General features: G+C 69.3%; 17 protein-coding genes. 4 read left to right on the forward strand and 13 right to left on the reverse strand.

Annotation, left to right across the window (positions count from 1 at the left end; genetic code table 11):
• Positions 1-464: 464 nt before the first annotated feature.
• From IH68_RS0116215 to IH68_RS0116240, 5 genes are all read right to left on the reverse strand, one after another.
• A complete protein-coding gene (locus tag IH68_RS0116215) occupies positions 465-1,097 on the reverse strand; it encodes an aspartate/glutamate racemase family protein (RefSeq protein ID WP_030935341.1) in 633 nt (210 codons plus the stop codon).
• A gap of 44 nt (positions 1,098-1,141) precedes the next feature.
• Positions 1,142-1,495 (reverse strand): GNAT family N-acetyltransferase, encoded by a 354-nt coding sequence (locus IH68_RS0116220; protein ID WP_030935344.1) that lies wholly within the window; start codon positions 1,493-1,495, stop codon positions 1,142-1,144.
• 56 nt (positions 1,496-1,551) lie between these two features.
• Positions 1,552-1,971 (reverse strand): aspartate 1-decarboxylase, encoded by a 420-nt coding sequence (gene panD / locus IH68_RS0116225; protein WP_030935347.1) that lies wholly within the window; start codon positions 1,969-1,971, stop codon positions 1,552-1,554.
• A gap of 1,207 nt (positions 1,972-3,178) precedes the next feature.
• On the reverse strand, positions 3,179-3,421 hold the full coding sequence (locus IH68_RS0116235) for a lantibiotic dehydratase (protein ID WP_030935350.1): 243 nt from the start codon (positions 3,419-3,421) through the stop codon (positions 3,179-3,181).
• 151 nt (positions 3,422-3,572) lie between these two features.
• Positions 3,573-4,925 carry a putative glycoside hydrolase gene (locus IH68_RS0116240; RefSeq protein WP_234341379.1) on the reverse strand — a complete coding sequence of 451 codons (1,353 nt, stop codon included), beginning with the start codon at positions 4,923-4,925 and terminating at the stop codon, positions 3,573-3,575.
• A 415-nt stretch (positions 4,926-5,340) separates the two neighbouring features.
• Between IH68_RS0116240 and IH68_RS59125 the strand changes: the two genes are divergently transcribed.
• Positions 5,341-6,378, forward strand: a complete 1,038-nt coding sequence (locus IH68_RS59125) for a polysaccharide deacetylase family protein (RefSeq protein WP_030935357.1) — start codon at positions 5,341-5,343, stop codon at positions 6,376-6,378.
• Between the two features lie 1,026 nt (positions 6,379-7,404).
• Here the strand turns inward: IH68_RS59125 and IH68_RS0116255 are convergent.
• Positions 7,405-7,815: a hypothetical protein gene (locus IH68_RS0116255; RefSeq protein ID WP_051833471.1), complete on the reverse strand. Its 411-nt coding sequence runs from the start codon at positions 7,813-7,815 to the stop codon at positions 7,405-7,407.
• 81 nt (positions 7,816-7,896) lie between these two features.
• Positions 7,897-8,700, reverse strand: coding sequence for a putative adhesin (locus IH68_RS0116260; RefSeq protein ID WP_030935363.1), 804 nt, complete (start codon positions 8,698-8,700; stop codon positions 7,897-7,899).
• Here IH68_RS0116260 and IH68_RS59130 point away from each other — a divergent pair.
• Both IH68_RS59130 and IH68_RS57115 read left to right on the forward strand, forming a co-directional pair.
• The gene (locus tag IH68_RS59130; protein WP_078912475.1) at positions 8,607-9,068 is read left to right on the forward strand and encodes a LamG-like jellyroll fold domain-containing protein; all 462 of its coding nucleotides are present in this window, start codon (positions 8,607-8,609) and stop codon (positions 9,066-9,068) included. The two genes, IH68_RS0116260 and IH68_RS59130, sit on opposite strands and share 94 nt — an antisense overlap.
• 113 nt (positions 9,069-9,181) lie before the next feature.
• Complete coding sequence (locus tag IH68_RS57115) at positions 9,182-9,397, forward strand: hypothetical protein (RefSeq protein WP_199931886.1); 216 nt, start codon at positions 9,182-9,184, stop codon at positions 9,395-9,397.
• Between the two features lie 280 nt (positions 9,398-9,677).
• Here the strand turns inward: IH68_RS57115 and IH68_RS0116275 are convergent, their stop codons facing one another.
• From IH68_RS0116275 to IH68_RS0116290, 4 genes are all read right to left on the reverse strand, one after another.
• The gene (locus tag IH68_RS0116275) at positions 9,678-11,099 is read right to left on the reverse strand and encodes an aldehyde dehydrogenase family protein (protein ID WP_051833473.1); all 1,422 of its coding nucleotides are present in this window, start codon (positions 11,097-11,099) and stop codon (positions 9,678-9,680) included.
• Positions 11,096-11,974, reverse strand: a complete 879-nt coding sequence (locus tag IH68_RS0116280) for an SDR family NAD(P)-dependent oxidoreductase (protein ID WP_078912476.1) — start codon at positions 11,972-11,974, stop codon at positions 11,096-11,098. Before IH68_RS0116280 ends, IH68_RS0116275 begins: the two co-directional genes overlap by 4 nt.
• The gene (locus IH68_RS0116285; RefSeq protein ID WP_030935374.1) at positions 11,971-13,317 is read right to left on the reverse strand and encodes a flavin-containing monooxygenase; all 1,347 of its coding nucleotides are present in this window, start codon (positions 13,315-13,317) and stop codon (positions 11,971-11,973) included. The genes IH68_RS0116280 and IH68_RS0116285 overlap by 4 nt, the downstream gene beginning before the upstream one ends.
• Before the next feature lie 136 nt (positions 13,318-13,453).
• The gene (locus tag IH68_RS0116290; protein ID WP_078912477.1) at positions 13,454-14,674 is read right to left on the reverse strand and encodes an MFS transporter; all 1,221 of its coding nucleotides are present in this window, start codon (positions 14,672-14,674) and stop codon (positions 13,454-13,456) included.
• Between the two features lie 187 nt (positions 14,675-14,861).
• On the opposite strand from IH68_RS0116290, the gene IH68_RS0116295 reads away from it, so the two are divergent.
• The gene (locus IH68_RS0116295) at positions 14,862-15,950 is read left to right on the forward strand and encodes an AraC family transcriptional regulator (protein WP_037884871.1); all 1,089 of its coding nucleotides are present in this window, start codon (positions 14,862-14,864) and stop codon (positions 15,948-15,950) included.
• A 117-nt stretch (positions 15,951-16,067) separates the two neighbouring features.
• Here the strand turns inward: IH68_RS0116295 and fxsT (IH68_RS0116300) are convergent, their stop codons facing one another.
• Together fxsT (IH68_RS0116300) and fxsT (IH68_RS0116305) are read right to left on the reverse strand one after the other, a co-directional pair.
• The gene (gene fxsT / locus IH68_RS0116300) at positions 16,068-19,055 is read right to left on the reverse strand and encodes an FxSxx-COOH system tetratricopeptide repeat protein (protein WP_030935382.1); all 2,988 of its coding nucleotides are present in this window, start codon (positions 19,053-19,055) and stop codon (positions 16,068-16,070) included.
• A 162-nt stretch (positions 19,056-19,217) separates the two neighbouring features.
• Positions 19,218-22,187, reverse strand: a complete 2,970-nt coding sequence (gene fxsT, locus IH68_RS0116305; RefSeq protein ID WP_030935385.1) for an FxSxx-COOH system tetratricopeptide repeat protein — start codon at positions 22,185-22,187, stop codon at positions 19,218-19,220.
• Positions 22,188-22,224: the final 37 nt, after the last annotated feature.

Consider the following 22,224-nt stretch of genomic DNA (forward strand, 5'->3'; position numbering starts at 1 on the left):
TTGGCAGGGGAACGACTCGTCACGCAACGGAGTTACGGTACGAGAAATTCTCACCCTCCGTGAGATCCGCTCACCTCAGAGGGGGCCCCGGCTCCGGGTTCGGCACCGGTTCCGGCCCTGGCGGGATCGGTGACGGGGACGGCTCAGGTGTCGGGTTCGGGGGTGAGGGCGGTGTGGGTTCCGGGCCCGGAGGTGCGGGCGGGGTCGGTTCCGGTCCGGGTGGTGCCGGTGGTGTGGGCTCCGGGCCGGGCGGCGGCTGGGGGTCGGGGACCGGCGACGGGTACGGGTCAGGGGGCTGGGGGCCCGGGCCAGGTGTGGGACCCGGTGGCACGGGGTCGGGGTGCGGATCGGTCATGGTGTCCTCCGGCCAGTCGGTCGACGTCGGCTCTGGACTACTGCCCCGCGTACCCGGCGGCCGCCTTCGCACTCACCCGCCCGCAGGACGGCACGCCGCCCAGGTGGGCCTACCCGGCACGCACCGCCTGCGCGGCCGCCGCGAGACCCGGGCGCGGGCTGGACAGCACCGGGACCGCCGTGCTCGTCAGCTGCTGGGCCGGGGCCATGGAGCCCTGAGCGAGGACGATCGCATCGGCGCCGGTGACCGCATCGGCCTCAGCCGCCACGAGCCGGGCGCAACCCTCGCCGTCACCTGCCGCGAAGCGGTCCCAGGCACCCTCGACGAGCCGGGTCCGCACCTCGACGGGACGTCCGGCGCGACGCGCCTCCTCCTCGATCAGGGCCACGGTCGGCCCGAAGGTGCTCTCCACGCTGGCGAGCACGACGACCCGCGAACCGGCGGCCACCGCCGCGGCCGCCATCGGACGGTCGCTGCGCAGCACCGGCACGCCGGGGGTGGCCGCCTCCGCGATGCCGCCGATGGTCGAGCAGGTGCACAGGACGGCCCGCGCGCCCTCCCCGACCGCCTTGTCCAGCGCGGCCCGCACCTCGTCCGCCACCGCCTCGGGCCCCTCGCGGCGGGCCCGCGCCAGCAGCTCCTCGTCGACGAAGTGCCGCAGTTCCAGGCCTTCGTGATCCTCGTCGCGCAGGGCCTCGAAGACGGGGATGTGCGCGGGCGAGGTGTGCAGGAGGGCGAGCATGCGGGCCGCAGGCCTTTCTACGTCAGGGGAGGGAGACGGGTGACTCAGAAGCGACCGGGGTGCGCCACCAGCCACTCCTTCGCCGCCCGCAGCAGCTCCGGGTCGGCGGCCGGGGCCTCATCGGGGTGCCGTTCGGCCCACTTGGTGACGTACGGGCACAGCGGCGCCACGACGACGCCCTCGCGCCCGGCGATGGCGTACAGCTCACGCGCCAGCGAACCCGCGATGCCCTTCCCCTCGTGCGCCGGTTCCACGATCGTGTGGACGGGGACCAGGGCTCGCCCGGGAGATTCGAGGACGAAGTACTCGATGTGACCGACGACTTCGCCGTCCGTACCGTCGCCGATGGCCTCCAGGCGGCCCGCCGCCCGGTCGTCGCGGATCTCGATGTCGCTCATGGGCACGCTCCTGGTCCGAAGGTCGGGGAGGTCAGGGAGGTCGGGGAGGACGGTGATCAGGCCGGTACGGCCTGCGGGCTGCGCTCCTGGTCCGAGCCCGGTACCGGCTCGGACGGGTCGGCGCCCAGGGCCACGATGCGGTTGTCGCGGTCCACGTGCACGACGCGGGGTTCCAGCGCACGCGCCTCGGCGTCGGTCACCTGAGCGTAGCTGATGATGATCACCAGGTCGCCGGGGTGGACGAGATGGGCTGCGGCCCCGTTGATCCCGACCACGCCGGAACCGCGCTCACCCTCGATGACGTACGTCTCCAGCCTGGCACCGTTGGTGATGTCGACGATGTGCACGAGCTCGCCGGGCAGCAGGTCGGCGGCGTCGAGGAGATCGGCGTCGATGGTCACCGATCCCACGTAGTGCAGGTCGGCCTGGGTGACGGTGGCTCGGTGGATCTTGGACTTGAACATGGTACGCAACATTGAGGCACTCCAACAAGTATGCTCCCTGCCCGCGTTTTTGCAGGTCAAGGGCTGTTTCGACACCCTACAACGAGTCGCATGTTCGGGCAGCTTTCCCCAGCTTTTTCAGGACTCATGCTGACCACTTGCCGACTTTTCTGATACATCGTCAGGCGACTGCAGGAAAACCTTCGTCGGTTCTCGCCTACCCCGTCGCGACAACGGCACAAGCCTACGCAGCACCCAGTGAAGGGCGTCCGTGATCACCGTCACTCGGGCGGCCCCTGTGGTCAACCAGAAGAGGAGGCACACGTGGGGCCACACGGAATCTGAGGGGCCGAGAGCGCGGCAACATAGCAGCAGATCGCCGGTTAGCCAACCGGCGATTCTCATGACCATGGCTATAGCTCGTCCGGCGGTGCTTGGCGGTGGCACAGGGCGAGTATTACCGGCATTTGGAATTGACCCAGAGCAGAGCGCGAACCGATGGCGCGATCACGCTCAGGCCGACCTCAAGGAGCCATCTTGCCCGTGGACCCGCAGTCCCACCGGGACGAGATCAGCGCGTCGCGCCGCAGCGTCGAGCCCGTCCTTATGGACGCGTCTGAGGTCGCTGCCATGCTGAACATGTCCACGAGTGGATTTATCGGGAGGCGTCGAAACTGGGCTTGAACGATACAAATTCTGCCGAGGTAGGAACGCCAAGGTCCTGTACAAGAGGACTGGGATCTTCAAGTGGCTGGAGCAGCAGAAGATCCATTAGACAATATCCTCGCAAGGTCATCAGGATCTTCCTCAGCGGTACCGGCGCTTGGCGCAGCGTCGGAGGATCCGCGGGACGAGCTGCCACGGTGATCGCCCCCCGGCGGTCACCGCCGCCTCCGGCCTGCTCGCCGCCCGCTGGTTCACGGAGCAGCGGCCTGCTACCCGCTGAACGCCCCACCCCTCCCGTCTGCTCCCAGGGAAGACTCCGGGGTGACCCGCCGAAGTCACCTTGGTAACTCGGCGTTGCCGATGTCCGGGTGCGACAGCGACGGCCGGGTGGACGTGAGCGGCAGGGCAATCCCATGGGCATGGCCATCGCCAGGTCCGTGCCCACCCGGTCGTCAGCCAAGGGTGAAGGGCGCGGCAGGCAGCTCGCTGGTGGTGATCTGCCGGCGGGCGGGTGTCAGGAGGGCTTGGCGGTGGCGGACGCGGGCAGGAAGGGGATTCCGGCTGCGAAGGGGCCTCAATCGGGCCGGATCCACACCGTGGCGACACCACGGCCGAGCTGGGCAAGGAAACGAACGACGGGTTGCGCCTGCTTCTCCAGGGCAAGCGGGTGCAGGACAACCGGCTCGACGACGCGTAGGCGCGAAACGCTGACCAGATGAAGCCGTTTGCCGGTGGACAGCACCGCCAAGTCGTCGAGGGAGATGAGGCAGGGTGGGCAGCACCCCGTGTTGGCAGCGAGCGCGGCCGCCCAGCTCATGGAGGCCGGGTACAGACCGGCCCTCGCGTCGGCGACGGCCCCCAGTCACAGGGAACAAGCCGACTACGACGCCGTCGTCGCCGCCTGCGCGATGCGCTCCGTGTCGGCGCATCCCCTGCCTGCGGTCACCTGCTGGATATTCAGGCTCTTGTCATCGCAGGGTGGTCAATGCCGTCCCTTGATAGGTGGCTCCGGCGTTCCAGAGCAGGAAGGAGTTCATGCCGTCCCCGGCCGCTGCTCTGATCTGGTCGGCGACTTCGGTGGGGCCGTAGTGGACGCCCAGGGAGAAGTCCTGGAGCCAGGGGACGATTGTGGCCCTGGTGCCCTTGACCTGCTTGGCGAAGTCGGCCAGCGACCGTTTGACGATCTCGTAGGGGCTGGCATTCGGACTTTCGAGCCCGTACTCACCGGCGGCCCAGTGCGAGGGGTAGACCATGGGAGCGATGTAGTCGGCGTGTTGGGCCATGGCGGGGATGTCCTGGGCGATTTCGGTGGGCCGGGTGGCGGCGATGCCAAAGACCGAGACCCCGAGATATTTGCCTTCGGGCTGGATGCGGCGCTGGGTTTCGGCGACGAACTCGGCGATGGACTTTTCGGGGGTCTGGTCGCCCAGGCCCGGGAAGCGCAGTGTGGAGAGCTTCCCGTCGGGGCGGCGCACGTAGTCGTACAGGATGTCGTCGAAGCCCAGCTTCGCCGCTTCGGTGGCGAGGGCGATGTTGTACTGGCGGACCTCGGGATCGGCGAAGTTGGTGAACGAGAGCGTGCCGTAGTGGCCGCCGTCGTACGGGCTGCCGTCAGGCGCCTGGACCAGGCGGTCATCCTTGCCCTGGCGGTGGGATGCCTGGGCAAGGATGGGATCACGGAAGGCGACGATGCGGCCGATGACGCGGGCTCCCATGCGGTGCAGGGTGTCGATCACCTTGTGTGCGTCGTAGCGGTTCTTCACGGCGCCGATCTCGCGGGCCAGCGGCACGGAGGAGTCGTAACCGACCTCGCCGTTTTCGTCCTTCACGTCGAGCTCGACGGCGTTGAGCTTCTTCTCCTTGACGAGCTGGAGAACGGGGTTGCGGACCTCGGATGAGGACCATCCGATGGCGGTCAGGTGCGCGGCCCGGGTGATGGGATAGGGCGCGACCGCGTTCACGTGCTCGCGGGTGACGTTGCCGGCCGCGTCCGTGGCCGCCACCTCGATATGGGCGGGGGGCCTTTCCAACCGGCGGGAGAAGGTGCCGTCGTTGCCGACGGACACGGGCGCACCGGCTATGGAGACCTTCACCTGGCCGGGGTCCTCGACCCGGCCGCGTACCGTCACCGGTGCGCCGGGCCCGGTGGTCTGGGCAGGAAGCAGCCGCAGTTTCGGGGCAGTGGTGTCCACGGTGAACGTCCGGGACATGTCGTCCAGGAACGGCAGGCCACTGCGGGATGTGGCCGTCAGTTCGTGCTTCCCCTCGGCGAACGAGGGGATGTCGAGTATGAGGCGGCCGTGGGCTTGGTGGGTGTGCACCGGATTACCGTCGAGCCGCACTTCCAGCTCGGACAGGTCGGCCCCTTCCTCGGCTGTGATTGCAAGGCGCGGATTGCGGACGTCGGCTCGGCCCAACACATCCTTGCTGCTGAGTCCTTCGACCCGGAGCCGACTGGAGGAGGCCTGTATCGCGAAGGCCCCGACGGCCGCGCAGAGGGGGACCAGCAGGGAAATGGCTATGACGGTGAATCGCGTTCGGAGTCGTTTTCCGCGCATGTTCACTCTGCCGTTCTCGAAAAAGGGTTCCTTGCGATATGGCATAGCCGCCACGCCGTCCACCCAAGTGGTTCCGGGTGGGTAATCATGCATTCGGCCTATCGTGCCGGGGTGTGCATCACGCTGTTGCCCGAGGCTTGGAGGCGACGGGAAGCATCTCGTTCACTCCGGAGGCATCATGCGTCAAACCCACCGAAGCGGCGGCGCGATCATCGTCGCATCGGTCATGCTGCTGGCCACCGCCTGCTCGGCAGCTCAATCCCGGCCGGAAGAGGGCCAGGACGGGCCGTCAGTACGGGCGCTCAAGGCCGACGGGCGGGCAACGGTCGCCAACCCTGCGACAGTGCAGGCCGACGAGCTCGGCGCGGTCCCGGTGCTGATGTACCACCAACTGGTGGCCGAGCCCAGGAGTGTGTACGACCGCACGCCGCAGGACTTCCGCGCCGAGCTGGAACGGCTGGCACGGGAGAGATATGTACCTGTCACCGCACGAGCGTTCAGCAGTGGGAAGATAGACATTCCCGCCGGTACCCACCCTGTGGTGCTGACCTTCGACGACTCGACGGTCACCCAGTTCCGTCTGGACGCGGATGGCCGACCCGCGTCCGACACCGCGGTGGGCATCCTGCTGGACGTCGCCCGGAAGCACCCCGGATTCCACCCCGTGGCCACCTTCTTCGTCAACGCCGACCCGTTCGGCGAGCCAGGCGGCCGAAAGTCGTTGAACTGGCTCGTCAAGCACGAATTCGAGGTCGGCAACCACACCCTGCGGCACACCGCGCTGGGGACGGTGGACGACGACACCGCCCAGAAAGCCATCGCCGACAACCAGAGGGTGATCGCCCAAGCCGTGCCCGACTTGTCGGTGGTGTCGATGGCACTTCCCAACGGTTCGATGCCCCACTCCCGGCAACTGGTGCGGCAGGGAGCCGCCGACGGCGTGCGCTACCAGCATCAGGGCGTCTACCTGGTGGGGGCCGACCCCGCCCCCTCCCCCTTCTCGACCGCCTTCGACCCGGGCGCCATCCCGCGGATCCGCTCCCAGGCGGCGACCGGCCCGGAAGCCCAGTTCACCTCGACGGTCTGGCTGGACAAGCTCCGCGACGGGACGGTCAAGCGTTACACCTCGGACGGAGACCCGAAGAAGATCAGCTTCCCCAGGTCCGAGGCGGCCCGCCTCGCCCCGGCTCACCGGCAGGCCGCCCGGCCGTACTGAACGCGCCGTACACCTCGGCCTGTTCGTCTCCAAGGCCCCGTTGCCCCCGTGAAGCCGACCGCCCCGATCGCCGAGTTTCACGACATCCCGGTCCCGCCTGCCCCCTGCCGGTGAGGACTGCGTCAAGAGGCGCAAAGCAGGCTTGCAGCGGCGCGTGGGGACGATCGGAAGCTCCGCGCCAATGCTTCCGCACGCGCTGTGTTGGGACGTCACCTACGCGTTGGGCCCCACCTGATCCGGCGAGGCAGCGGATCGGTCATCAACGTCGCATCCATCGCCGGCACTACCGCGCCGGCCTGGCCGACACGGGCCACTCCGCGGTCGAAGCGGCGCTGCGGATCCTCTCCGACGAGTTGCGAGCCATGACCTCCTGGATCGCCGCGCAGGACGACCCCCACCAGGCCGCCGCCATGATCGGTGACCGCCGACGTCGGCCGCGCAGCCAGACTCATCGACGCTGGCCTGGCCTCGTTCGAAGTCGCCACTCAGCCCCGCTGACTTGCCCAGTCGCAGATCGCGTCCGTAGTTGGGGCACGGACGCGGGCGCATCGCCATCGCCGTCAGCGGCACCCCTGATCCCGGTCCCGCGCACGTGGGGTGCGACACGTGGGGTGAGAACTGCACACGGTGTCCGACGGGAAATCATCTGGGGAAGTTTTCCCGCCTTCCAGTAGCCGTCGAGGACCTTGAACAGGCACTCGGGGTCGTCGAAGACCTCGCTGATCCGATCACCGAATTCCGCGAGGAGCGGGTCGCTCTCGACCATCTTGCGACCGGCGCCCGTGAAGGACGAGGAGTAGGCGTGGCAGTTGCCGCACCACAGGTAGTTGATCCATGACGGTTCGCTTCGGCCGTATGTCGTGTGGTGGTAGAGGCGCATGGTCGTGTGGCCACAGAGCGGGCACGTCCGTTCAGCCAAGGGCGGTGCAGTTGAGCACCGAGGGCCTCCCTGTGCAGTTGGTCGTAGGGGCGGGTCATGAAGTTGGGGACCTCTCTGTGAGGGTGGCGGTGTCCGTCTGGAATCCGTCACTTGTCCTCCGGCCAGTGCCTTCGGACTTCGGACCGGACGGCGTCGATGAACTCGGCGGGCGGTCCGTAGAGGTGGTCGACGATGTAGTGGATGATCAGGTTCGGGGCGACGTAGAGCACACCGTCGTCCGAGACCGCCCTGATCTCCGCATGGCCGAGCCGGTAGGTGATCCCCGCCCGCTTCGAGGTCGCCGTGTGCTCGGTGTACTCCCCGCAGAGCGTGCACGAGTGCCAGCCCCTGCTCCGGTGCTGCCGCAGCGAACCGAGATCGACGATGTTCGCGAGGTCCTCCTCGGAGACCTCGTCGACGGGATAGTCATGGCCCTCCTCGAGCCAGCCGATGGTGAGACCCTCGGGCTCTTCGTGGAAGTCGTAGTCGTAGAGCGAGAAATCCGCGTAATAGGTCATGTGTCGATTCTCGGGTGAGGCCGGACGCCGCGGAGAAGGTGCGTTGCGGAGGTCTCCGCGGCGCCCGGTCGGTCGGTCAAGTCACACCATGTATGGGTCGAACTCACGGCACATGGCCATGTGTACCTCGCCCATGCCCTGTGTGATCAGTGCGCTGATTCCTGTCGGACGAGTCACGGTTCTGCTTCCACTCATGATGTTCAGGTCGGTCGGGGGCCCGATGACGTAGTCGGGGAGGATGTCCCCTGGGCCGAAGCTCTCGACCGCGCCGGGCGCGTCAACTCCGCGCTCCACGGCCAGTCCTGCCGAGTCGCCGAGCTTCCGGCCGTGTGGGACGTAGAAGTGAAGCCTCGTCCCCTGGGGCACCGTGAAGTTGCCCGTGTTCCTGCCATAGGTGCCGTGCCCCGAGTACACCTTTGCCCCGTCCGCACGGCGACCGGTCGTCACACTCTCGGGGCCCTTCTTTTCGACTCCGACGTTCTTCTGGTCACGTCCCTTGACCTCCAGCGGCTGGTCGTTGGCCTCCTTCCCACTGCCGCCCGGTTCCTTGCCGCCCTTGCCGGTGCCCGCCTTCGGTGTCGACGGAGCGTCGCCGTTCTTGGGCGTCGTGGGTGCGGGGTCGGCCGGGGTGGTGGTGGGCAGGTCGCCGGAGAGGAGTCTCTTGACCGCTCCGACGAAGTCCTCGCCCTCCGACATGGCGAGCTTGACCGCCTTGACGGCCTTGATTCCGCCGCTGACCGCCTTGTAGGCGCCGTAGCCGTCGACGGCGAAGGTGCCGACCACGCCGGTCCATTGGCCGGCCACGTAGGAGGTCGAGCCGGTGTCGACGCCGAAGAGGTTGCCCAGCGGGTGGTCGTCGACGTAACCACTACTCCAGCGGCGCATACGCCTTTGCCTTCGGTCACGCCCACGCGGACGACACCGACGGCAGGTTCACCAGCGCCTGCGGACCCACGACGGGGGCGCAGAGCCCCAAGACGCACATGTGGTTCCACCTGGTGGGCGTCTTCGACGCCGACACGCAGCAATTGCGTCTCTACGTCAACGACGACCTGGCCGACACCGCCTCCTACGACGGCACGCTCTGGAACGCGACTGGGCCGCTGCAGATCGGGCGCCGCATCTTCCAGGGCGCCTACGGGGAGTACGCGGCCGGCAAGGTGGCCGACGTGCAGCTCTTCACGGAGGCGCTCACTCCGGGAGGTGTGGCCTCGCTCGGCAGGAACCGCCCGGTTTCCACCCAGCTCTCCTGAGCCCGGGTTCCACACATGGCGGTCCGGGGCACGGCAGGCGCCGCGCCCCGGACCGGCCACCACGACCTGCGTCTCAGGGACAAAATGGGCCTCCGATCTGGAGGAGGCCCGGGATGGGTTATGACCTGCACGCAGTGATCGCCGAAGAGGACGTGCTGCGCACCGCGGCACAGGGCCTGCCTGCCACCCGGTTGGCGTCGATCGGGCAGGGCCTCTCGCTGATGCCGGTGACAGGCGCTCTGTTCGATTCCGTCGCCGATGGCAGCGGTACAGGCGTGTTGGGGTTCTGGCGGTTGCCAGGAGGCTTCGACAAGATCCTCGCTGATTAGTCAGCCCGTGGGCCTGTGGCCTACGTGGAGGCTGAGTACTTCGGCGGCGTGGGCGAGCAGCGGGCTGTCGTATGGGACAGGGGGACAATCGCGCTGGGACCTCTCCATGTGGCGGAGAACCAGCCCTTTCCGCCCGCCGGCAGCCCGATCTCTCAAGCGCTACGGCAGTTGGGCGTAGCGGCGAGTGCTGAGGAAGACGAGTTCTCGGCCGTTGGGTTGCACCGGCATCGACACAGCGAGGCATGGATCGGCTGACACGGTCTCTTCCAAGCCCGTGGGATCAGCGGGTGCGGATCCAGACCGTCTTCTCGCGGGTCCACTGGTCGAAGGCGTTGGTCGACTTCTCCACACCGCCGAAACCGGACTGTTTCCAGCCGCCGAAGGGTGTGGTGATGTCGCCCTCGCTGTAGGAGTTGACGGAAACCACGCCGGCCTGGACGCCGCGTGCCAGTCGGAGAGCGGTGTCGAGGTCGCGGGTCCATACCGAGGCGGCGAGGCCGTACTCGGTGGCGTTCGCCAGGTACAGCGCCTCGTCTTCGGAGGTGAAGGTCTGGACGGTGACGACGGGGCCGAACAGTTCCTTGGTGAGTACGTCGCTGCCTTCGGGGGCGTGGGTGATCACGGTGGGCGGGTAGTAGGCGCCGCGCTGGGGCAGGCCGTGCGGCAGGCCTCCGGTGTGGATACGGGCTCCGTCGGCCCGGGCGGCTTCCACCGCCGTCGCGACCCGGTCGAAGGCCGACCGGTTGATCAGCGGGCCCAGTTGTGTGCGAGGGTCCACCGGGTCGCCAATGACCAGGCGTTCTGCGGCGGTTGTGAACCGCTCCAGTATCTGGTCGGCGATGGTGTGGTGGACCAGGACGCGGGAGCCGGCCGTGCAGTTCTGTCCCATGGTCAGGAACGCGGCCTCGATCATGTGGTCGATGAGTTCGTCGCCGTAGGCGAGAGCGTCGGCCATCAGTATTTGGGGGCTCTTGCCGCCCATCTCCAGTGAGACTCGCTTGAAGTTGGTGTCGGCCGCGTCCTTGAGGATGCGGCGGCCGGTGTCGGTGGAGCCGGTGAAAGAGAGGGCGCCCACGACGGGGTTGCGGGCCAGGGCGGTGCCGGTGACGGAGCCGTGACCGGTCAGGACCGTGAGCACTCCCTCGGGCAGGCCCGCCTCGGCGGCGAGTTCGGCCAGGTGCAGCGCCGAACGCGGAGTCGCCTCCGCGGGCTTGACCAGCAGACTGTTGCCCGCCGCCAGCGCCGGGCCGACCTTCCAGGCGGTCATGGCCAGCGGGTAGTTCCAGGGCAGGATCGCCGCGGCCACTCCGACCGGTTCCCGGGTCATGAGGCCGAGGCCGTCCGGTCCGCCGGGGGCGATTCTGCCGAACACCTTGTCGGCCGCTTCGGCGAACCAGCGGATCGACTCGACGGCACCGGGTATGTCGCCGGTGAGGCACTCGGTGATCGGCTTTCCGGCGTCCTCGCTGTCAAGCCGGGCCAGGATCCCCGTGTCGCGTTCCATCAGGTCGGCCAGTCGCAGCAGCACCGCGCTGCGCTCCCGGACCGGCAGCCCGGACCACACGCCGGATGCGAAGACCTGCTCGGCCCGCTCGGCGGCCTTGTTGACGTCTTCGGCGCTGGTGGCGGGCACCGTGGTGATCAGTTCTCCGGTGGCCGGGTTGACGACCTTCAGCGTGGTGGGACTCTCGACTGCGGTCATTTCTCCTCCACCAGTTCCCAGCGTCCGTCGGTCTGCCGGGCCAGTCCCCGGCGACGCAGGTCGTCCAGATAGCGGGCCATGCCGCGCTCCCCTCTCCGCTGGAACAGCGGGAACACCTTCGGCAGCAGGTTCGGCGCCAGCATCGCGAACCGGACGAGGCGGGACTCGCCGGTCCGGGGGTAGGCCTCGAGGCGGGGCTTGTCGAGCAGGCTCACCACGGCCGTGACGACGTCGGCGGGCTGTTGCGGCGGATCCTGGAACTGCATGGAGTTCCCGCCGTCCACGGCCTCCTGGCGCAGCATCCGGGTGTCCGTCGCCGACGGCAGCACCGATCCGGCCAGGATGCCCTTGCTCCTCAGATCGAGCCCGACGGCGAGCATCGCCCCGCGCAGCCCGAACTTCGAGGCCGTGTAGATCGGGGTCTCCCCCAGCGGGAAGATCCCACCGAGGGAGACGGTGGTGACCACGCGGGCGTCCCGGGAGGCCTGCAGCAGCGGGATCGCGATCCGGGTGGCGACCAGTGGCGAGGTCAGGTTGAGGGTGATCTCCTGCTCGATGCTCTCGACGCTGCGCACGTCGAAGCGTTCGGCGCTGGTCATGCCCACGTTGTTGACGAGGACGTCGAGACGGCCGTACGCATCGGCTACCTGGTCGAAGAGGTGCTCCACCTGGGCGCGGTCGACGAGGTCGCAGCCGAGAGCGGTGTGGCCGGCGCCGGGAAGCTCGGCGACGACGCGCTTGGCGCGGGCCTCGTCGATGTCCACGACCACGCAGCGGGCGCCCCCGGTGGCGAAGCGGCGGCACATCGCGCTGCCGATCCCGCCGGCGCCGCCGGTCACCAGCATGACCTTGTCACGGAAGTCGAAGCCGCTCACGAGACCGCCTCCACGCTCCGCAGGGACCGCACGCGCGGCGCCCGGCCCTCGGTGCGCCAGCCCATCTCGGCGGCGACCTTGGCGAGGTGCTTAACGAAGGCTCCGCTGTCGACGTAGCCGGTGTGCCGTGGCGAGTCGACGAACTTGAGGCCGCCGGACAGGTCCGGGCGGTCGGTACGGATCATGCCCGCGAAGCGCTGCGCGTTCGGCAGCCCCTGCGCCACGTCGTCGATGTGCCCGGCGATCATCTGGGCCTGGGTGTCGAAGAGCTGGTACGCGCCGGAGTTGGTCTCGACGAAGCCGACCCCGAACAGTCCCTGGTGCTCGCGGGAGAACGACGACAGGTACAGGTCGGGATGTTGCTCGTCGCCGAAGTACTTCTGCGCGACCGGGACTTGGTGGACGTAACCGGTGGCCAGGAGGATCAGGTCGAAGTCGTCGCGGGTGCCGTCCGTGAAGTGGACCGTGCTGCCCTCGGTGCGGGCGATCCCCGGCTTGGCGGTGATGTCGCCGTGCTGGAGGTGGTGGATCAGCATCGAGTTGATCGTGGGGTGGGTCTCGAAGAGTCTGTGGTCCGGCTTCTGCAGGCCCAGGCGTGTCGGGTGGCCGTTGATGATCCGCAGGAGGGTGCCGAAGACCCGCTGGGCCAGCCACATCGGCAGGTGCGGCCCGTCGTTGGCGATGGTGTCCACGGGGCGACCGAAGAGGTGCTTGGGGATGAACCAGTAGCCGCGGCGCATGCTGATCACCGCGTGGTCCGCGCTGCGGGCCGCGTCGCAGGCGATGTCGCAACCGGAGTTCCCGGCACCCACCACCAGGACCCGCTTGCTGCGCAGTTCCTCCGCGCTGCGGTAGCCGACCGTGTGGCGGACCTCGCCGGTGAAGTTGCCGGGCAGTTCAGGGACGTTGGGGTGCCACTGGGACCCCGTACACACCACGACCTGGCCGTGCACGGTCTGCCGTCCGTCCGTCCGGGTGACCGTCCAGGTGCCGTCGGCGTTCTTCTCCACGCTCTCGACCTCGACGCCGAACTGGATGCGCTCCGTCAGTTCGTAGGCGTCGGCGAAGGACGTCAGGTACGAGAGGATCTGCCGGTGCGGCGGATAGTCGGCGAATTCGTCGGGCATCGGAAAGCCTCCGAAACCCGAGAGGGTTTTGCTGGAAATGAAATGGGCCGACTCGTACATCGGGCTGCCGGTGTTGTCTATGTCCCAGATACCGCCCGGCCCGGTGTGCCGCTCAAGATGCGTGTACGGCAGGTTCCGCTCCGTCAGGGCTCTGGCGACCGCGAGCCCGGCAGGTCCCGCTCCGATCACACAGGTGTCGTACTGGATTTTTCCCATGAGGCGGATCCCCTTTTCTATCGGTTTGCAGGCCCGTTCCTGAAGGGCCAAAAAACTCAAGGACTGAAGGACTGAAGGACTGAAGGACTGAAGGGAACTTATTCATCTGCAGTTCAGCGGGAAATGGTCCGTGCGGTCAGAGAGGGGGCCTGGGCGGCCATGCGAAAGACCGCGCGGTCGCCAGGAGCGCGAGGACGAGTGCGGCCGGTATCGCGTAGGCGAGGCGGAAGTGGCCGGTGGACCCGAGGATTCCGCTGGCGGCGCCGCCGGCGAGCACGCCCGTGTAGTTGAAGACGTTCATACGGGCCAGGACTGCTTCGGTCGCCCCCGGTCGCAGGCGTCCGGCGGAGGCGAGGCACAAGGGCACGAGTGCGGAGACCCCGAGCCCGGTGCATGCGGCGGCCAGGACGGCGTACGGCCAGGCGGGGGCTGCTGCCAGTCCGCCCAGAGCAGCGGCGGTGAGCAGGGTGGCGGCACGGATCACCGCCACCGGACCGATGGTGCGTACGAGGTGGTCGGCGCAGGCCCGCCCGGTGACGGTGCCCACCTGGTAGGCCGCATAGGCCAGGGGTGCCAGGGACAGGGCGGTGTCCAGGGTCTGGTGGAGATACAGCGTCGACCACGAGGAGACCGTGGAGTCGATGACATAGGCGACCAGGAGGACAATGCCGAACGGGGCGAGTCTGACCCACAGTTCGCGGCCGAGCGCGACGGACTCTCCGTGGGACTGCTCACGGGCGGACACGGCGATGAGTGAGTTCGCGGGAAGCTCGTGCGCGCGGACGGTCAGGGCGAGGGCCAGAACGAGGCCGGCCTGTGCGGTGAGGGTGTATTCGGAGGGCCAACCGAGGTGTGCGGTGCCCGCGGTCAGCAGTGCGGCCGCGATGCCGGCCGCGCTCCAGGCGGCGTAGAAGGAGGCGAAGATGCTCCGGCCGTAGTGGCGTTCGACGGCCGCCGCCCGGGTGTTCGCCGACACGTCGATGCAGCCCAGCGCCATGCCGAACAGCCCGTAGGACACGGCGACCACGGGCCGGCTGGGTGCCCAGCCGATCAGAAGCAGGGCCGCGGCGGTCGCCACGACGGCGGCCCGCATCGCGGCGACCAGCCCCACACGCCGGATCACGGCCAGTCCGGCGAAGCTGCCGACGCCCGCGCTCAGCGCGACGGTCACGACGAGCACGGTCATCGTCAGCGGGGAGAGCGCGAGGCGCTCCTTGACAGCTGGCACCGTGGTGGACACCGCGGCCACCGCCGCCCCCTGGGCGGCGAACACCGTCGCCACGGCCCGTCGGGCCGCCGCGTGGGGGCTGCGGCGCACGGATCGTCGGCGGGCCGGGGTCTGAAGAGGTGCGGTCATGGTGAGCCTTCGTTACACCGGCGCGAGAGCGCAAGACGGGCGGATGTGGCAAAAGGTAGGGAGGGCGACAAGGTCGTGTGCAGCGCGCCGGAGGCCGAAAAGGGGGCTCCGGCGGCCACACCCGCGACAGGCGGGGCCCGGCTGCTTACAGTGAGGCGAGAAACGCCCTGGTGAGAGGGGACGCGCGATGCCCGATGCTCCCGGCCCGGTCACATCTCCGGGAACGAGCCGCAGCACCTCGGCCACCATCGCGCCGAACATCCTGCGCTACCTCGCCAGGGTCGCCGGCGAGTCCGGCGTCGATCTGCAGCCGCTGCTGACCCGGGTGGGGCTGGACCCGACGGTGATGGGCTCCGCCGCGCTGCGGGTCTCCTACCGGCAGGGCAGCGACGTCATCCGCCAGGCGGTGCAGCGGACCGGGGACGAGCACCTGGGGCTGCGGGTGGGCTCGGCGCAGCACCTCACCGCGTGGGGGCTGATCGGCCTGGCCATGATGGCCGCCGACACTCTTCAGGACGCCATCGAGACGGGTGTGCGCTATCAGAACGTCTCCGGGGCGATGACGGTGTGGTCGGCCCGCTGGGAGGATGCCGGCTATGTGCTGCGTGCCGAGCTGCCGGACCCCGCGCTGGATCCGACGGTCGCCGTCTTCCTGACCGAGGAGGCGTACTCCAGCGTCGTCACCCTCACCCGGCTGAGCGTCGGCGCCGCGTTCGCCCCGCAGGCGGTCGAGTTCGCCTTTCCCGCCCCGCGCGACACCCGCCCGTTCGACGACCTGTTCCGCTGCCCCCTGCGCTTCGACGCCGCCGGCAACCGCATGGTGTTCCCGGCCCGGTGGGCCCGTGCGGCCATGCCGGGCCGGGATCCCATCACCTACGCCTCGGTACTGGAGGTGCTGGAGAAGGAGACAGCCTCACGGCGCGACCAGCAGGACCTGCTGGAGGTGCTGGAGATCTCCATCGCGCAGAGCCTCCCGGCCGTCCCCTCCTTCACCGAACAGGCTCGCAGACATGCGTCCAGCGAACGCACCCTGCGCCGCCGCCTGGCCGAGTGCGGCACGACGTACGAGGCGATCGTCGACGGGGTACGCCGCGAGCAGGTCGAACAGCTCCTGCGCCGCGCGGAACTGACGCTCCGTGACATCACCCGCCAGGCGGGCTTCGCCGACGTGAGCGCATTGCGCCGGGCGGTGCGCCGCTGGCACGGCCTGACCCCGCTCGAGCTGCGCGCCGGACTGCTGGAGCGGGAAGCGCCGACCGGCCGGCTGCAGGCGTGAGACCGCAGTCGAGCGTCGTGTCAGCCACGGCAAACTCCCTGGTCACGCCCCTGGACGTCGCAACCGGGACGACGCATCGCAGGGGCCCCGACCCCAGCGCGGTGCTGTGGCGGCGTACTAGATCGGCTGGGGCTCGAAGTCCCAATAGGGGCGGGCCCGCGAGCGCATATAACGCGTCTGGTCGTGCTCAGGGCCGCGGCTGACGGACAGCGTCATGAGCGCCGTCCTTTCCATGGTGTCAGCTTCCTCCGCGCGGCCCAGCGCGCGAAGGTCCTGGGCGAGTCCAGCCTGCAGATTGGCCGAGAGCACGTGCCCGGAACCGACCGCGGCGACCGCCCTGGCCAATGCGTCCCTGCCCAGTCGCTGCGCGGCTTCGACATCACCGGACGCAGCCAGCGCCGAGGCACAGTTCATCGCGCAGCCCACCGACCATGCATGGCCGCGCCCTATCTCGGCTTCCAGCTCCCGCATCGACCGGTCCGCCATGCGGCATGCCGCCTCCACCTCTCCGTCGTCCAGGACGAGCAGCGCGCAGTTGTTGCGTGCGCCTATCGCGTACGGATGGAGCTCGCCGAGCCTGTGCCCGTAAGCCCGCGCGGTGGTTTCGGCCAGTCCGCGGGCCTTGCTCCGCTCCCCGAGGGCGCGCAGCAGCATCGCGTAGTCCAAGGACACCATGAGGACATCGGGGTGGTCGGCACCGCTGAGCAGGATGAGCCGCCTGCGGGCGTGGCGCATGGTCTCGCGGGCCTGTTCCAAGTCGCCGTCGCGCCGCAGGCACAGGGCCAGGTTGTGCTCGGCCAGGAGAGTCTGCCGGTGGGCCTCGTCGAGGGTCCTGCGCAGCAGGTGCACGTTGTAGGCCTGCAGGCTCTTCGCCTCGCGCAGTCTGCCCAGCAGACGCAGCATGCGGGCCGTGTAGTAGCCGGACTGGAGCGTGCGTCGCGCCCGTGACCCGAGCAGCCCTACCCTTCGGTCGTACACCTCGCGGTGCAGGTTGCCGGACTGCTCGTAGTGCCCCTGCAGCCCCATGGCCAGCGCCAGATTGGTGCGGAACTGCAGGGTCTGGGGCACATAGCGCTCGCCCAGCCAGTCGGCGGCGTTCTGCGCGGCCTCCTCGTACAGGTCGCGCGCCTGGTCGTACCGTCCGCGAGCCATCAGCGTGGCACCGAGCCCGTCCTTGGCACGCAGCAGCTCGATGCCCCTGTCGATCCCGGCCTCGCCGAGGAGCTGCAGGATGGACCGGTCTGCCTTCTCCGCCTCCTCGTATCGGCCCAGGCCGCGCACCATCCGCGCCTCCTGGTGCGCGGCCGTCAGCACACTGCGCTCGGTGGGCTCGAAGGTCGACCGCCACCTGCTCAGCACCCGCCTGGCCAAGACCCAGCCGTCCTGGTACTCGCCGCGCACGCGCAGGTAGTCGATGCAGTTCAGCAGGAGCTGGCGTACGTCGCCGTCGTCCGAGTCCAGCGCGCCAGACGGTTCGAGGTGCGGGAGGATCTCGGCGTAGCGGTGCCAGTTCCGCGGAGATCCGGGCTCGCCCGGATCGGAGGCGACCAGCACCCGTGCGGCCGTCGCGGCATAGTCGCGCTCCGTGTCACTGGAGAGGCCGCTGCGGATGAAGCGACGGAAGCTGCGGTGCATGCGCAGCGAGACGACGCTGGCGGAGTCCCCTCGGGCTTCAGCCGCGAACTCCACCCGCATCGAGGCCAGTTCGGAGATGGTCAGCAGGGCGGCATCCCAGTTGCCGGGTTCGGTGGCCAGGCCTGCGAGGTGGCTCGGCAGATCGCTGGGTCGGGCCGAGCGCAGCAGACGGACGGGCAGCATGTCGGGTGAGAAGAAGGTGAGCAGGAGCAGCAGTTCGTGTACCGACGGCGATCGTGCGGCCAGCGAGCCGAGGGTCTTTTCCCACACCTGCCGATGGGCCGACGGCACCTCGGCGGGGCCCGCGGGTCCGTCCGCGCCCGTGCCGAACGGGCCGCCCGCCTTGAGGGCACTCAGATAGCGGGGGATGTCGGCGCCGGGGTGGGCGTCGATCCAGGCTGCGCTCTGGTCGATGACGAGCGGGAGGTCGTCGAGCACGGCAGCCAGTTCACCGGCCTGCGCCTCGGTGATGCGGGGCGCCCGGCGGCAGGCGAACGCGACGCTCTCCTCACGTTCGAAGGGCAGCAGTTCCCGCAGCTCGGCCCCGTGGCGCGACCACTGAGTGTTCTGTGCTGTGAGCATGACCTGGCCGCATCCTGCGGGGAGCAGTGGCGCGATGCCGTCGACATCCTCCGCACCGTCGAAGATGATCAGCCACCGGCCCTTCTCATCGCGCTCAAGAGCCGTTTGCACCGCCTCGATCTGTCCCGTCAGTTGGTCGCCCTCGCCCAGGCCCACCTCCCTTGCCAGCGCCGCGAAACCCTCCCTCGCGGCCGCCTTCGTCGCGGAGGGGATCCACCAGATCAGGTCGTACTCGCCGGCGAACCGGCGTGCATACTCGGCGGCTGCCTGGCTCTTGCCCACGCCGGGCGGCCCGTGCAGCAGTATCCGGCGGCCTCGGCCATCGCCCGAACTCAGCACATCGTGCACCTCGTTCAGGAGGTCCTCGCGTCCGGTGAACCGCGGGTTGCGGCGCGGAGTGTTGGCCACGTCGGGCGGGTCCTCGGGATAACGCGGGCCCTGCTCCTGCCGCGCGTACGGGGAGCGGGGCACCCGCCCCACCTTGGCCAGCACCCGACGCCGGGCCTCTTCCGGGCCCACACCGCGCAAAGTTACCGCGCCGAGGCTCACCGCCTCGTCCGGCAGGACGCGGGTGGTCACAGTGACCGCTCCCACCCGGTCGTGCAGCCGGGGCATCACCTCACGCAGCACCTGAGCCCACTCCTGGTTGCGCCCGGTGTCGAAGCGTAGAAACCAGTCATCCAGCACCAGCAGTACGCGTCCGGGCTGGGCGAAGAAGTCCTGCAGCGCCGCCACTTCGGGCAGGCGACTCAACGGGGACCACCGCACCTCGCCGACCGTGCAGCCCTCCTCGGCGAGCACCCACGCGATCCACTGCGCCCACCCGTTGCTCACCCCGGCATAGACGAGTGAGACCGGAAGGGGGTGGGCCGATCGCCCTGCGGTCATGGGCAGGCTCCTGAAAGGAAGTGGCGTGAACAGAGCCGATCGCCTCTGATCTTCCAACAAATACCCTGATTTACCGAATACTTGCAGAACCAGATGCTTCCAGGAACGATTCCGACCACGGGAAGGTTCCCGAGGCGTCCTGGTGGTTTTGCCGGGCCTCCCTCACTGGGGCTGCGGTTCGAAGTCCCAGTACGGGCGCACGCGGCGCTGCGCATCCCGGGTGTGCGGATGTTCGGGGCCAAGGACGTCGCTCAGGGTGCGTACGGCCTGCCGTTCGTGGCGCGCCGCCTCGGCAGCCTGTCCCAGGCTCCGCAGATCGTCGGCAAGGGCCGTCCTCGCGGAGAGGGTCAGCGGATGCATCGCCCCGAGCACGCGGGCCGCTCCCTGCACGGTGTCCCGGCTGACTTCCCACGCGCCGTGGACGTCGTAAGCGAGACTGCGCGCGGCGCTGAGGTTGAGCGCGCACCCGACGGTCCACGGATGGTCACCGCCGACCGCCTCGGTCATGTCTTTCAGCGCCACCTCGGCCAGGCGCAGCGCCTGCTGGTGGTCGCCCGCGTGCCCCAGGGCCAGCCCCAGGTTGCCCAGTGTCCCGATGGTGTAGGGGTGTTGGGGGCCCAGCAGGTTCTCGTACCGTTCGGCGACGGACTCCGCGCACCGCAGGGCAGCGCCCAATTCGCCGTGTTCCCGCAAGAAGGTGGCGTAGTCGGCCTCGACCACGAGAGTGTCCGGGTGCTGGGGGCCCAGCACTTGGGCGGCTCGGCCGGCGGCACCGGACAGCCGCTCGCCCGCCTCGGCGACGTCTCCGGCCCGCCGGCGCGACAGACCGAGCTGGTGGTCCGCCATGATGGACTGCGGATGACGCTCGTCCAGGATCTGCCTCAGGGTGCGCACGATCTGCTCCAGCCGAGAGACTGACTCCGGGTAGTCACCCAGCAGGCGGATCAGCCGTGCGTAGACGGTGCCGGAAAGCAGGGTCAGGTGGTGCTGCGAGCGCAACCGGCGTTGCCGGATCTGCAGCACATCCCGGTGAATCGCCCTGGCCTCTCCATAGCGGCCGAGCATCAGCAGGGCGAGGCCCTGGTTGTGGCGCGAGGCCAGGGTCTGCGGGGCCTCCGTCCCGAACTGGTCCGCGAAGCGGACCGCCGCCTCCGTGAACAGCTCCCGAGCCGGGGTGAACTCTCCGAGAGCGAGCAAGGTGCTGCCCAGCCCGTCCTTGGCGCGCAGCAGTTCGGGGTGGTCCTCGGGCCTGGTCGCGGCCAGCCGCTGCACGACCGCTCGGCCGCGTTCCTCGGCCTCCGGGTAACGGCCGGCCAGACGCAGGATGCTGCCGAGCTTGTGTTGCAGCGACAGCAGGGCTCCGTGTGCGGGGTCCAGCTCGCGCTCCCAGTATGCGAGCACCTCGTCACAGAGTTTCAGGGCCGTGCGGTACTCGCCCCGCACCCGCAGGTACTCGATGCAGTTGAGCACCAGTTCCTGTACGGCCGTGCGGGTCGAGTCGAAGGCCCCGGCGAACCCCAGATGCGGGATGATCAGCGCATAGCGCTCCCAGTCGCGGGTGTCCGCCGGCCGGCGGGGATCGGCCCCGACCAGCACCTGGCAGGCCGTGTCCGTGTACGACTGGCGTTCCTGCGCGCTGAGCGTATCGCGCAGGAACCGCTGGTAGAGCCGGTGCATCCGGACCTGCTCCACCGCCGGGTTCTCGGCCAGGTCCTGCTCGTAGTCCAGCCGCACGGCCGTGTACTCGGACAGGCGGCGCAGCGCCAGGTGCCAGGAGCGCGGGTCGCGGACCAGTTCGTACAGCGACGGGGGCAGATCCCCGTAGCGCACCTCGGTGAGCAGTCGCACCGGGATCTCGTTGGGGGCGAAGAAGGCCATCAGGTTCAGCAGTTCCGCCGCCTTCGGGTGCCGGTCCCGCAGCGTGGCGAGGGTGGTCGACCATGCTGTCTGGAAGCGCAGCGGGTACTCGGCATCGCTCTCGGCGCTCCCGGTCGGATCGCGCAGCAGCTGCAGGTACTCCGACGCCGACACATCGTTGGCGTCCAGCCAGGCGGCGGTCTGGGCAAGCAGCAGCGGCAGGTCGAGGACGGTGGAGGCAAGTTCGTCCGCCTCCTCGGGGGTGAGCCGGGGGGCGCGGCGCCGTACATAGGCGACGCTCTCGGCCCGGGTGAAGGGGCGGATGCCCATCGCGCGGGTACCGGGCAGGTCGGACCAGTCCGGTCCGAGGGCGGTGAGCAGGACGTGGGCGTGGCGGTCCGGCAGCAGGTCGGACAGCTGAGCCGCGTCCTCGGCCCCGTCGAAGACCAGCAGCCACCGCCCGTGGACGGCGGAGCGCGCAGCCTCGTGCACGGCCCTGATCCGCTCTCCGATGCGCTCGCCCACGGGCAGCCCCAGCCGAGGGGCCAGCGCGGCAAGGCGCTCGCGCGCCTTGGCACGGTGCGTGGCATCGATCCACCACACCACGTCGTAGTCGTTGCCGAAACGGTGGGCGTATTCGGCGGCTATCTGGGTTTTGCCGGTCCCGCTGATGCCGTGCAGCACGAGGCGGGTGACCGGTTCACGCCCGCTCTCCGGCGTGGTCAGCAGGGCGCGGATCTGTTCCAGCTCCGCATCCCGGCCGGTGAAGCGCCGGTTGCGCCGGAGTGTGTCGAGCACCTCCGGCGGCTCGTTGGGGAAGCGGGGCGCGGCCGAGAGTTCCGCCGGGTGCTCCGTGTCGATCGACAGCCTGCGCAGCAGCCTGCGGACCGCCTCCTGCTCGTCCAGGTCGCGCAGGTCGGCGGGGTTCAACAGGGACACCGCGTCGGGCACCTTCTGGGTGGCCACGGTGACCGCGGCGAACCGGTCGGCGTACCGGGGCACCGTGAGCCGTAGCGCCCGGTCCCAGTCGGCCTCGGGAATGGGGCCCAGACCGAAGTACCAGTTGTCCAGGACCAGAAGTATCCGTCCCGGCGCGGCGAGCAGGGCGCCGAGCTCTTCCTCGAACGGCACGTCGACCCGCGGGTCCCAGCGCTCCATCGTCACCTCGTTGCCGCGCACACTCAGCTGGTGCGCGATCCAGGTCGCCCACGGCCGGTTGAATCCGGCATAGCTGATGGTGACGTGTAGGCCGTCGGCCGTCCTCCGGCTGTCCATGCGCCTGGTCTCCTCCACGGCTGCCGTACCCGGTGCA

This window comes from Streptomyces sp. NRRL S-646 (assembly GCF_000720765.1).
GTDB lineage: Bacteria > Actinomycetota > Actinomycetes > Streptomycetales > Streptomycetaceae > Streptomyces.

Excerpts from the sequence above, each read along its gene's own strand:
- panD (WP_030935347.1), bottom strand. The coding sequence starts at position 1,971 with ATGTTGCGTACCATGTTCAAGTCCAAGATCCACCGAGCCACCGTCACC.
- IH68_RS57115 (WP_199931886.1), top strand. The coding sequence starts at position 9,182 with ATGGGTTATGACCTGCACGCAGTGATCGCCGAAGAGGACGTGCTGCGC.
- fxsT (WP_030935385.1), bottom strand. The coding sequence starts at position 22,187 with ATGGACAGCCGGAGGACGGCCGACGGCCTACACGTCACCATCAGCTAT.
- IH68_RS0116290 (WP_078912477.1), bottom strand. The coding sequence starts at position 14,674 with ATGACCGCACCTCTTCAGACCCCGGCCCGCCGACGATCCGTGCGCCGC.
- IH68_RS0116260 (WP_030935363.1), bottom strand. The coding sequence starts at position 8,700 with ATGCGCCGCTGGAGTAGTGGTTACGTCGACGACCACCCGCTGGGCAAC.
- IH68_RS0116295 (WP_037884871.1), top strand. The coding sequence starts at position 14,862 with ATGCCCGATGCTCCCGGCCCGGTCACATCTCCGGGAACGAGCCGCAGC.
- fxsT (WP_030935382.1), bottom strand. The coding sequence starts at position 19,055 with ATGACCGCAGGGCGATCGGCCCACCCCCTTCCGGTCTCACTCGTCTAT.
- IH68_RS0116255 (WP_051833471.1), bottom strand. The coding sequence starts at position 7,815 with ATGACCTATTACGCGGATTTCTCGCTCTACGACTACGACTTCCACGAA.
- IH68_RS0116275 (WP_051833473.1), bottom strand. The coding sequence starts at position 11,099 with ATGACCGCAGTCGAGAGTCCCACCACGCTGAAGGTCGTCAACCCGGCC.
- IH68_RS0116215 (WP_030935341.1), bottom strand. The coding sequence starts at position 1,097 with ATGCTCGCCCTCCTGCACACCTCGCCCGCGCACATCCCCGTCTTCGAG.
- IH68_RS0116235 (WP_030935350.1), bottom strand. The coding sequence starts at position 3,421 with ATGAGCTGGGCGGCCGCGCTCGCTGCCAACACGGGGTGCTGCCCACCC.
- IH68_RS0116285 (WP_030935374.1), bottom strand. The coding sequence starts at position 13,317 with ATGGGAAAAATCCAGTACGACACCTGTGTGATCGGAGCGGGACCTGCC.
- IH68_RS59125 (WP_030935357.1), top strand. The coding sequence starts at position 5,341 with ATGCGTCAAACCCACCGAAGCGGCGGCGCGATCATCGTCGCATCGGTC.
- IH68_RS0116220 (WP_030935344.1), bottom strand. The coding sequence starts at position 1,495 with ATGAGCGACATCGAGATCCGCGACGACCGGGCGGCGGGCCGCCTGGAG.